The following is a 10,982-nucleotide window of genomic DNA, read 5'->3' on the forward strand; positions in this document are numbered from 1 at the left end:
CGAGCGCCGCCTTCCCCCTCAATTTCCATCGGCTCGGCGCTCAATGTCGTCCCGCCGTCGGCGTCAAGGACGTTGCTTCCAGTGCCACGATCTGCCGATAGCGCTCGACCACTTCCGGCTTGGCGACCAAGGGAAGATTCGTGGCCAGATTGATTGTCTCCAGCGCGCTGATTAAGCGACGAAATTTCGCACTGCGAAGCTCGCGCTGCTGAGCCTCCTTGCGGACGGCCGCCATCTTCATGAGCCGGTTGTCGTAAGCCTTCCAGCCGGGCAGCTCTTTGATCTGAGCCAGCAAGTCCTTCTGGTTGGCTGCCTTGAGGAGCGTGGATTCTTGCCAGTGCTGCTCGTCGCCGAGTTCGGGCCATTTCTCCGCGATGTCCTTAAGCAGATCGCGCCGCGCCGAGCCCAAGCGGCCGCCTCGACTGCGCCGCGAGCCGCCACGCCGCTGGTCTTCGTAGGCCGACCGGACGGCGCTCACGTCGTCGTCAAGTTTGAACTCCAGCGTTTTGGCGAGTTGCGACACGATTCGGCCTGAAATCCGATCGCCTCGGTCGACAAACGATTGCAACGACCCGCTCATCGTCGCAAGCTTTGGCGCCAAAGGAGCAGACTCGTCTTTCGTCGACTTCGAATCGGAGTTTTCGGCGGAATTGTCTTTTTTGTTGGGATGGGCGCCTTCGCCTTCGTTGTGGGATTTGGCTTCTGAATCGTTCAAGCGGCTGTACTTTCGCAAGAAGATGTCGGACGTGCGAAGCGGAATGTCGATGGTGTCGTCCGCGGCCACGGCATAGGCATAGGCTTCGGCAAACGAGACGACGCCGTCGCCGTTGAGATCGCAGTTTTCGACGCTCGCGCCGCTACGACGATGCCCGGCCACGGCTCCCCAAAAATAGCTGCTGAATTCTTCGTCGTGCTCGATGTCCGGGCGGCAACCGGCCGCGGGCAGATCGTGCTGTTGAGCGAAGAAACCAACCCGCGGCTGGGTCGTGAATCCCTTGCTTTCGTCGAGGTCTTGAAAAATCAGCCGGCCAAATCCGCCGCAAAAGCATTGAGCCATGACCATCACGACCGGCATGTCGTGGGGCAATTTATCCAGCCAGCGAGAAAACTCGCGAGCCGTGATCTTCTTCGAATCCCAGCAATCGATGCTCGTATTGAACGGATCGTCTTGGGGCCCCGGATTTCCATGGGCGGTAACGTAGATGATTAGCCGGTCGTGAGACGTCGCAGTCTTGGCCAGTTTCTCCAAATCCTCGCGAATGAGCTGCGGATCGAGCGCCCCGGCGACTTCGGTGACATGCTGCTTGCGATAGGCCAACTCCTCTCGCTTGGAAGACCGACGGTGCAAGGAGGCAAGTAAATCGGTCGCCGGCAGATCACTTTCCTTGGCCTTTTCGGCCACCACTTGCACCTCCGGGCCCGGATCATCGCCATGAGCGAAGAAGATGTCGTGTCGAAATGGTTCGGTGTGCTTGTCCTTGACGAGTTGCTTGAAGAACAAGACATTTGCTTCGAGCGAGGCTTGGTTTGCTTCGCGGCTAGGGCCGCCCCCGAGCGTGACAAAATAATCCATGGCCGGCGCCAGTCGTGCGCCTAAAAACCAAGCGCTCGCAATGAGCAGAAGCTGACGAATAATTCTACCGGCCTGGCGGTGTCGGTTTCTCATGGCTGACCGGCGGGTGTGATCCTGGAGCGAACGTGACTCCACTAGCTAGACTATCTCGCCGTCGAGCGCGACGCCAGCATTCGGCCTAAGTCGCATTTGCGCAGACGCTGCACGACCGCTCGAACCAAACCGCTACTGACATCGATCAGGAGGCGGCTCATCGGTCATGGCCCGATCGTGCTCCAAGCAGCGGCGCAGACGATCGCGCTTCTTTGATCGACTGTGTTCCAGGGCTGATCGTTTGCGTCTTGAGGATCAATGAAACTGCCCGCGCGGGATCGGCGGGCGCGGTCGGAAAATGGCCTTTGCCTTCATCCGCCAGCACGGTGATTTCGCCGTTGAGTTCGTGGTAGCGCCTTTCCGCGACGCGAGTCTGCCGCTCCAGCAGCGGGTCGAGGCTGCCGCAAACGTGCAACAGGGGCACGGCGGCTTTGGCCAGCACGTCCAGGTGATCGAGAGGTTGGGCTTGCGTCATGTTGCAATGGAGCAATGGATTCTCGGCGTAAATGCAAGAGACCTTGTCGGAGTTGGCGATGGCCCATGCATAGGCTTCGCCGGCAGCTCCTCCCGCGCCTTCGAGCACTGGCCGCTTCGAGAAACCATGGTCGATGAGCAACTGGTAGACGGCATTCCAACTTTGCAGCGACGGACCGTCGGCGTTGTAGCCGACTGGCCCGGTGACGATGTGAAAGCCCTTGGCGAGTAGCGCCAGGTCGACCGCGGCCTCGGGGCCCGCGTAGCCGCAGCGAAAGACCCACGGCTTTCCCGACGCCGCCGCCTGCGGCACGATCATGTCGATCGTGCCTTCCACGCCGGGCAACCCGAAGTCGAAGCGATTGAAGCACTCGCCAAACCACGGGCCGCGGCAGGTGATGTAGCGTTCTTCCGCCGGGAAGTAGCGAAACGAATTGGCGCTGCTAGAGAACGACGATTTGGCGACCCGGTCGCCGAGGTACGCGGGCGGCGCGATCGCGGCCGGCTGAGCTTGTCGCGAAATGAAATCGGCAATCGGCGTCGGGTCGCGGAGGCTGTGCGGATGATGGCCGGCGCCCTCTTTGATCATCACCGAAATTCGGCCGCCGAATTGCCGATAGATAGTCTCGATCGTCGTCGAGTAGCGGCCGAGCAAAGGGTCGATGCTGCCGCACACGTGCAAGATGGGCACATCGGCCGCCGCCAAATCGCCGAGCCTTCTGATCGATTCCGGCTCGATGGCGGGATTGTCGGCATAGATACAGGAGACCTTGCTTGGATTGGCGGTGGCCCAGTTATAGGCGAATGCGCCGCCACGGCTCATGCCGATGAAATTGGGCGTCTTCGACAGGCCGTGTTTTTCGGTGAGAAACGCGTACCAGGCATCCCAGCTTTTGTCGGGCTTCAATTGGGCGTTGGCGGAGATGTAGGCAATGTGAAAGCCGCGCTTCAGCAGTTCGACTTCGACCTGCGGTTGATGATCCCAATAGCAGCCGCGCCACGACCACGGATTGCCCAACGCCGCATGCCGCGGCGCAACGATCACGCAACGCCGCTTGCCGGCCGGCGGATCTTTAATGCCGAATTGCTCGCTTGCGTCTCGCTTGAACGGCCGGATTTCGAGCGACGCTTCGTCGATCAGATAATCGTAGCGGTCGAACCCCTCGTGCCATGCGCTCGTCGCGCCCTCGAACGGCACAGGCGCATCGGCTGCCGGAGCGCGGCCAGGCGATACAACGAAGGCGGCCGCAATCAATGCAAACGGCGCGAATCGCACACGAGGGATGCCGGCAATGGTCATGATCGTTCTCCTGGGACAAGCAAAGGGAATTGTGCGAGTGCGCCGTCGGGCGACTACCATCTTGTCCGCTCAAGTGTACGCGAGCAACCATACGACCGTTTCGAAAGATGGAGCGCGGCTATCGACGGCGCGGATTCCGCCCGCCAACGCGGCAAGCGATGCGGCGACGGCTGGCGCCGCGGGAAAGCCAGCCGCAGCTGTTCGTCGCACTCAGCGGGAAGGGCCTGCTGCTGCGCTACGATCTTGCAACCGCCGCTCGCGAATTGACGGTTCCGTTCGACGCGGAAGGGGTTTCGGCATTGGCGATCGGTTCGGCAGCGCAAGGGCCGCTCTATGCATTGTCCGGCGGATCGAACCGACGTGGGGGCGAGGTCTACGCCATCGACACGCAAAAGCTCGCCAAGACGGGCGTGTCGGCAAGTATCGGATGGGGGCAGGGCGTCGGGAAAATTCGCGCCGCCGCCAATAATAGCGTCGTCGTCGGCGATGGGATGTCGTTCGTGCCGGTCGGCGGCAAGCTGCTGTCCTACCAAACGGACCCCAATTCCACGGGAGCGCTTTTTCCAAGTGCCGACGGCACCCTGATCTTCGGGGCGACCGGAACTTGGACCCCCGAGATGAAACCCAAGGACCAAGCCGATCGCAATGCTCAAGCGATTTGTATCCCGTCAGTCGAAGGCCATTATTACCTGCGGGCGCACATGGATCAGCATTTGCCGTCCGAGCCGATGCAGTTGAGCTTTTCGTTGTGCGTCCAAGGTGAAACGCGCCCGCTATTCAAGTTGCCAAACATCGTTTTGCCGCTCGTTCAGGACGACTTCGGGAATTCGCCTTTGTATGCCTTGGATAAAAATGTGTTCCTGATCCCAGCGGCTAAAGTGCTGGCGATCCTCGGGCCGCCCGGGGGCGAACTCACGCTGCACCCATTCGACTTCGACGCCGAGTTGGAGAAATCGGGAATCGACTATCTGTTTGTGTCGTCGGCGCCGCCAACCGTTGCCCGGCTGGGGAAGCTCTACGAGTATTCGCTAACTGTCCGCTCGCGAAAGGGCGGACTGAAGTTCAAGCTCGATTCCGGCCCGCCTGGAATGACGCTCTTCGCCGACGGCAAACTGCGATGGCCCGTTCCCGTCAAACAGCAAGAGGTCGATATTCCGGTGGTCCTGTCGATCATGGACTCCGCCGGACAGAAGATTTTCCAGACGTTCACGATCACGGTCGCCGAGTTGGCCGAGCAGGCCGCCGCAGCACAGGCGGCCGCGGCACGGGTCGCCGAGGCACAGGCCGATCAAGCAACGCAACCCTCGGCAAATCTCTCGACCACCAAGACCGCCACGGCCGGCCAAGCGCTAGCGACGGCCCAAGCTGCGGCCCAAACCAATCCGTTTCAGCCGGCGGGGCCGGTGATTCATGGCCTCGGTCCGAAGACGTCTCGCGTCTGGAAAGACTCCAGCGGCAAGTTTTCCGTCGAGGCCCGCTTCGTCGAAGTGTATCAAGACAAGGTGACGCTACGGAAAACGAACGGCCAATTGATTGAAGTGCCCATCGAACGACTGAATGCCGCGGATCGCGCTCTCGCCCGCGATTTCGCCCGCCGGAGCGAGTAGCTTCGCCGCAGCGACGGATGCAGTCTTTTGGGCCAGCCGTCGGTTGGGCCACGGTCCCTGCCCACCGGAGATGGCGGTTCTATAATAGGGCTGGCAGCCGGCGATATTCGCTCGCTTTGACCGGCGCGGATCGCTGGCTCTCGATCGGTTGGTACATACACTCGGTCGCGGAAGGCAACTATGGAATCACCATCGCCGACACTCAGCAACTTCGGGCCCTCCGCTGCGGTGCTCTCCGGGCGGAACATCTCGCCGGGGCTTGGCATGGGGCGAGCTTGGATCGTCGCCGATGTATTGAAATGGGGAAGTCCCACCACGCGCGTCGATGCCGGTGACGTTCGCCGCGAGCTAGCGCGCCTGGCCGAATCGTTCGAGAAAACGCTCGCCCAACTCGATGAATACGCGCGGCGGATTGAAGCCGAATTCGATCGAGCGCTGGCCGGAATCTTCCGCGCCCACGGCGATATGCTGCGGGAATTGTTCGATTCCGGCGAGTTCGAACACGAACTCAAGGCTTCACGGATTATCGCCGAAGAGGCTGTCCGCCGCGTGCTCCTGCGATGGTACAAGAAATTCGCGGCCGTCGAGAATCCAACGCTGCGCCAGCGGGCAGACGATGTGCTGGACTTAGGCCGCAGCATGATCCGGCGTTTGCGCGGCGAGCACGACTCGGGATTTGCCGCGATGCCCGCACATAGCGTTCTCGTTTCGGAGCGGCTCCTGCCGTCGGATGTCGTTTCGCTGCCGAAGTCGCACGTCGCCGCGGTCGTCGTGGAAGCGTTAGGGCAGGGATCGCACGCGGCTTTGCTCCTCCGCGAAAAGGGAATTCCGGCGATTACCGACATCCCCGGCATTCTGAGCCGCATCGCCGGCGAAACGGAATTATTGGTTGACGGCTATCGTGGCACCCTGGTGATCGGCCCGACCGCCGACACGCGCGCCGAATTCCAGACGCGCGTCGAGAAATGGCGAGCGACGCTCGTGCACTGCAAGGCCGCTTGCCTCGAACCGGCACACACGCTCGACGGCCAGTTGATTCGCGTGGAAGCCAACATCGGTCTTCAAGACGACGTTGAAGTTGCCCTAGAAAACGGAGCCGACGGCGTGGGCCTGCTGCGGATCGAGCAACTTTATTTCGCTCGGCCGAGCCCACCCACCGAAGACGAACTCCATCGCGAACTCAAAAGCCTCGTCGCGCCGCTCGGCAATCGCACGGTCACCGTGCGGCTGCTCGACATCGGCGGCGACAAGCCCCTGTCGTACCTCGGATTGACGGCAACCGCCAATCCCGTCCTCGGCCGTCGCGGGGTGCGCTTGCTGCTGGACTACGCGCAACTCGCCCGAACGCAGATCGGCGCGCTCGTGCGGCTCGCCGCCGAACATTCGCTGCGAGTGCTGGTTCCGATGGTCACCTTGGAAGACGACATTCGCCGGATGCGGGAAACGTTCGATGCAATCGTCGCGGAGCGGGCGGTCGGCAAACCACCGCCGTTCGGCGCGATGGTCGAGACTCCGGCCGCGGCGCTGGAAATTGCCGAAATTGGCCGGCATGTCGACTTCTTCTGCATCGGCACGAACGATCTTACGCAATACACCTTGGCCGCCGCGCGCGACGACGCCTCGGTCAGCGACTACTATTTGGATGGCCACGAATCGATCATGCGGCTCTTGAGCATCATCGTCAGCGAATCGGGCGGCCGACCGGTGACTGTCTGCGGGGAGTTGGCGGGGCGAGAGGCATTTATCCCGCAATTGCTCAAGATGGGCTATCGCGGGCTGAGCGTCGCGCCAACCCTCATCCCGACGACGAAAGCCCTGATCCGCAAGCTCGATCTGACCGCTACCAACGGAGCCACGCGCCGCCCGTAATTACTCGGCAATCAACTCGTTCGCCACTTTTTCCTGGTTCCCACTCACCGGCGGTGCCCCCACGCTTTTAGCCGCATTCGATAGCACGAATGGCATGCACATCGGCGATCGCCGCGCCGTCGTCGAGAGGCCGCCGGCCTTGTAGAATTGCGCGCGCGTTCAGACGGAGAGACGACCTATGATTTACCGCAGCCGTATTGAAAACCCCGTCGTGGTCCAACGGCCGATGCCGCTCGATATTTCGGGGTTGCTGTTTCTACCGCGGCGGCTTTTTCTGGCGGTTCGGCTTTCTCGATCGGCCTGCTGCGGGCTGGTCGCCCTTCTCGGGATGCTGCTTTTCTCGGCGTTTTTCGCGCATTTGCATGCCGCCGACTCGGTGGATGATTCTCTGATCGCCGATGGCGATTTCGAAACGCACACGAAACCCGATTGGCCGGATCACTGGGAACGGCCCAAAGAAGGCGTCCGCTGGGTCGAGGAAAACGGCAACCATTTTCTCCGCTTCTCCGCCTCAGAACCGGGAAAGATGATCCTGCTTTATCATCGAGTGAAATTGCCTCCGGGCGCGAAGGCACTAAAACTCTCTTGGCGACAGCGCATCACCGATCTCAAGCCGGGCCGCGAACCCTGGTTCGACGCCCGCATCCTGCTGGAATTCCTCGACGCCGGCGGCAAAAAGCTCAAGCCGCAGCCGCGAGCCCCTTACAGCCGCAGCAGCACGAAGGGCTGGGTCGAACGCAGCACCGAATTCTTGGTGCCCGAAGGGGCGCGCGTTTTGGAGTTCATGCCGACGCTATTCAAGGTCGAGAAAGGCACGTTCGATCTCGACGACATCGTGCTCGAGCCCACGGATGCAGCGGCGCTAATCGCCGGCGCGAAAGCCGCCGAGGACGCCGACCGGCGCGCGACGGTGCCGCCCGAGCAGCCGCACACCGGCAACTGGCCTTCGCCGCTGCGCGTCGAGGGGCGGCATGTGCTCGACGCGGCCGGCAAAGAAGTCTGGCTGCAGGGCGTGAATGCCGGCGGACTCGAATCGCTGCCACAGGAGCGGCATGTGATGAAATCGGCGCTGGTGAGCGTGGACCAATGGAAGGCGAACATCGTTCGCTTGCCGGTGAACGACGATTTCTGGTTCGGCCGCAGTGCGTATCAAAAGGATGGCGGCAAAGCCTATCGCCAGCAGATCGACAACATTATCACGCTGGTGGCCAACCGCGGCGCCTATTTGCTGCTCGATCTCCACCGCTTTCGCGCGCCGAAGGCCGAGCACGTCGAGTTTTGGAAAGACGCCGCCGCGCGGTACAAGAATCACCCGGCCGTGCTATTCGACCTGTTCAACGAGCCGCACGACATTTCCTGGAAGGTATGGCGCGATGGCGGTTTCGTTTCCGAGCGGACGACCAAGGCCGACGAAGACGCCTTCTCAAGCGATGCCGAGAAGGCGAAGACCAAGCTGGGCTTTCAATCGCCCGGCATGCAAGGACTGCTCGACGCCGTCCGCGGCGCCGGGGCTCGCAATATCGTCGTGGCCGGCGGCCTCTCCTGGTCCGGCGATCTCTCGGGCGTGGCCAAGGGCTATGCGCTCGAAGACAAAACCGGCAACGGCGTCATGTACGGCTGGCACGTGTACAACTGGCACAAGGACTGGCAAGGGCGAGTGCTCGCCGCGGCCGAGAAATATCCGATCTTCGTGGGCGAAGTCGGCGCCGACGTGAAGAAAATGAATTTCATTCCCGCGGCCGACCAGGAAGATCCGTACACCTGGGCGCCCGACATGCTCGGGTTCATTCAGAAGCACAAATTCAACTGGACGGCTTGGTGCCTCCACCCGTCGGCGACCCCGCTGCTGATCTCCGACTGGAATTACACCCCGACTCCCTATTGGGGCGTTTTCGTCAAAGAGGCGCTATCTGGAAAACAATTCGAAATGAAGAAGATGCGGTAGCTTCGTCCCCGCGGGGCATAAAACGGGGTCAGAACTATTTACAAGCCGTAGAAGGTCGGGGTGAGAAATAGTTCTGACCCGTTTTCCTCCTCAGGCGCACGTTCTCATCTTGCCCATTATATGCGCCCGTCCCCTTTATCCTTTACCTTTACCTTTATCCTTTACCGGCGCAGCGATTCCAACTCCTGCTCGTTATCGACCCTAGGGCGCAAGTTGCCGAGCCGACGGTCAGTCGTTACGATTCCGGTGATCCATTACCGGCGGAGAGGCGGTGTGCTGATCGAGAGAGGGCAGCCATGGGTTGGAGTTATCGCAAATCGGTCGGCATCGGCCCGTTCCGGCTGAACCTCAGCAAGTCGGGGATCGGCTATTCGGTGGGCGCGGCCGGTTTTCGCACCGGGGTGAATGCCCGCGGCCGCTCCTACCGCTCGGTTAGCGTTCCCGGCACGGGGTTGCGCTACTATTCGAGCCGCAAACAATCAACCGGGTGTGTGGTGATGATCGCCGCGATCGTGATGGCCGGCGCCACGTTCTGCGGTTTGCTGATCGAAACGATCCTGTGGCGGAGCAAATGATATGATCGCGCGATTTATCCGAGCGCTGCGGACGGCGTCTTCGGAGCGGTTCATCCTGCAGGCGAAAGAAGGGCAGGATGCCGCGGTGCTCGATCTGCACTACACTGCGACCGGCAACATCGCCGGCACGCTTATTCTGCTGGAGCATGGCGGCATAAGCGAGGCGATGGTGCCCGACCTGTTGCAAGAGATCGACGAAGTGTTGCTGCCGGAGGTGACGATCGACCATCGCAAGGTGTCGTTTACCGCGGTGATCGGCCGCGTCGTCGGCCACTTTGCCCCGCATGGGCCGGTCGAAGGCGGCAACTGAAGGCGGCGACGAACGGACCGACCTCATTCACGGTCCGCTCGCCACGCTACCAAGGAACTGATCGAGCGAAAATGAAATGCAATGCGTCCGACTATCAATCCGACGGTGATGAAGAGCGGCGCCAGCTTTAGCCCCTGTCGAACTTGGCGCTATAGATTGTCGCGCCGCTGGCTTCCGGCCGGGCCCATGATCGCCTTCATCGGTCTGAATCCTTCGACCGCCGACGAAGTCAACGACGACCCGACCGTTCGTCGCTGCATCGGTTTCGCCCGGCGCTGGGGATTTGGCGGGATGTATATGTTGAATGTGTTTGGCTACCGCTCGACCAAGCCCCAAGCGCTAAGAACCGCTGCCGATCCCATCGGGCCGCGAACCGACGCTGTTCTGCGGACCACATGTCGCCGTTCGACGATGGTCGTAGCCTGTTGGGGCGTGTGGGGCAGCTTGTTCGACCGCGATCGAGCCATCCTCGAAATATTGGGCAAGCTACCGATCCATTGCCTGGGAACGACCCAGGCCGGCCACCCGAAGCACCCGCTCTATTTGCGATCGACGCTCAAGCCGGTCCGGCTTCTCCGGAGCGGCAATCGGATCCGATAGCGAAGTTTGATGGAGAGCAACGGTGCCAGCCAAACGCCATTCTCGGCTGCGCGTTGCCAGCCATAAGGCTCGGCCGAAAAATAACCTTCGCTTTTCGAATTCCTCGCCCTGCCCGCTCCCGCAAGGTGCGGAGAAGTTCATCCGGAAGAAACGAACGTTCGAAATCTTTGCCCGGCGAGACGGCTCAATGTAGCAGGCACACTCCGTGTGCCGTCTGCGCCGCTCTGTGCGCAACCCGCTGCGGAGCGCAGACGGGAGAAATACATCAGGAAGATACGAACGTTCGAAATCTTTGCCCGGCGAGGCGGCTCAATGTAGCAGGCACACTCCGTGTGCCGTCTGCGCCGCTCTGTGCGCAACCCGCCGTGGAGCGCAGACGGCACACGGAGTGTGCCTGCTACGTTGGTTGCGGCCAATGGCCGCTCTGGTGGACCACGGGCTCTGCCTGTGTGAACTGCGAGTTGGCAGGCTGCCCCGCGACGACACTGGCAGAGCCGGTGGCACAATTCGCGAGAATTCCAAAACTTCTCCACATCTTTGCGGAGAAATTCATCGGGAAGAAGCGAACCGTTCAAAATATTTGCAACGCGCGGCGAGACGGCTCAATGTAGCAGGCACACTCCGTGTGCCGTCTGC

8 protein-coding genes are annotated in these 10,982 nt (G+C 61.3%); 6 read left to right on the forward strand and 2 right to left on the reverse strand.

Features of this window, described 5'->3' with window-relative positions; genetic code table 11:
- Positions 1-40: 40 nt before the first annotated feature.
- Together VHX65_10715 and VHX65_10720 are read right to left on the reverse strand one after the other, a co-directional pair.
- Positions 41-1,573 carry a hypothetical protein gene (locus VHX65_10715; GenBank protein ID HEX3999013.1) on the reverse strand — a complete coding sequence of 511 codons (1,533 nt, stop codon included), beginning with the start codon at positions 1,571-1,573 and terminating at the stop codon, positions 41-43.
- Between the two features lie 250 nt (positions 1,574-1,823).
- On the reverse strand, positions 1,824-3,440 hold the full coding sequence (locus VHX65_10720; GenBank protein ID HEX3999014.1) for a hypothetical protein: 1,617 nt from the start codon (positions 3,438-3,440) through the stop codon (positions 1,824-1,826).
- A 158-nt stretch (positions 3,441-3,598) separates the two neighbouring features.
- On the opposite strand from VHX65_10720, the gene VHX65_10725 reads away from it, so the two are divergent.
- The 6 genes from VHX65_10725 (at position 3,599) to VHX65_10750 (ending at position 10,346) form a co-directional block, all read left to right on the forward strand.
- Complete coding sequence (locus VHX65_10725; GenBank protein ID HEX3999015.1) at positions 3,599-5,047, forward strand: SHD1 domain-containing protein; 1,449 nt, start codon at positions 3,599-3,601, stop codon at positions 5,045-5,047.
- 180 nt (positions 5,048-5,227) lie between these two features.
- Positions 5,228-6,916 (forward strand): phosphoenolpyruvate--protein phosphotransferase, encoded by a 1,689-nt coding sequence (gene ptsP / locus VHX65_10730; protein HEX3999016.1) that lies wholly within the window; start codon positions 5,228-5,230, stop codon positions 6,914-6,916.
- Positions 6,917-7,094: 178 nt separating this feature from the next.
- Positions 7,095-8,861, forward strand: coding sequence for a cellulase family glycosylhydrolase (locus tag VHX65_10735; protein ID HEX3999017.1), 1,767 nt, complete (start codon positions 7,095-7,097; stop codon positions 8,859-8,861).
- A 296-nt stretch (positions 8,862-9,157) separates the two neighbouring features.
- Positions 9,158-9,436 carry a DUF4236 domain-containing protein gene (locus VHX65_10740; protein HEX3999018.1) on the forward strand — a complete coding sequence of 93 codons (279 nt, stop codon included), beginning with the start codon at positions 9,158-9,160 and terminating at the stop codon, positions 9,434-9,436.
- A gap of 1 nt (position 9,437) precedes the next feature.
- Positions 9,438-9,746, forward strand: coding sequence for a hypothetical protein (locus tag VHX65_10745; protein HEX3999019.1), 309 nt, complete (start codon positions 9,438-9,440; stop codon positions 9,744-9,746).
- An 81-nt stretch (positions 9,747-9,827) separates the two neighbouring features.
- Entirely contained in the window at positions 9,828-10,346 is a 519-nt protein-coding gene (locus tag VHX65_10750) for a DUF1643 domain-containing protein (protein HEX3999020.1), read from the forward strand.
- The last annotated feature ends 636 nt before the right edge of the window (positions 10,347-10,982 follow it).

The sequence above is a fragment of the Pirellulales bacterium genome (assembly GCA_036267355.1).
Lineage (GTDB): Bacteria > Planctomycetota > Planctomycetia > Pirellulales > DATAWG01 > DATAWG01.

Bases quoted from the DNA above. Each gene is read 5' to 3' on its own strand.
- VHX65_10715 (HEX3999013.1), bottom strand. From the start codon at position 1,573: ATGGATTATTTTGTCACGCTCGGGGGCGGCCCTAGCCGCGAAGCAAAC.
- VHX65_10720 (HEX3999014.1), bottom strand. From the start codon at position 3,440: ATGACCATTGCCGGCATCCCTCGTGTGCGATTCGCGCCGTTTGCATTG.
- VHX65_10725 (HEX3999015.1), top strand. From the start codon at position 3,599: ATGCGGCGACGGCTGGCGCCGCGGGAAAGCCAGCCGCAGCTGTTCGTC.
- ptsP (HEX3999016.1), top strand. From the start codon at position 5,228: ATGGAATCACCATCGCCGACACTCAGCAACTTCGGGCCCTCCGCTGCG.
- VHX65_10735 (HEX3999017.1), top strand. From the start codon at position 7,095: ATGATTTACCGCAGCCGTATTGAAAACCCCGTCGTGGTCCAACGGCCG.
- VHX65_10740 (HEX3999018.1), top strand. From the start codon at position 9,158: ATGGGTTGGAGTTATCGCAAATCGGTCGGCATCGGCCCGTTCCGGCTG.
- VHX65_10745 (HEX3999019.1), top strand. From the start codon at position 9,438: ATGATCGCGCGATTTATCCGAGCGCTGCGGACGGCGTCTTCGGAGCGG.
- VHX65_10750 (HEX3999020.1), top strand. From the start codon at position 9,828: ATGCGTCCGACTATCAATCCGACGGTGATGAAGAGCGGCGCCAGCTTT.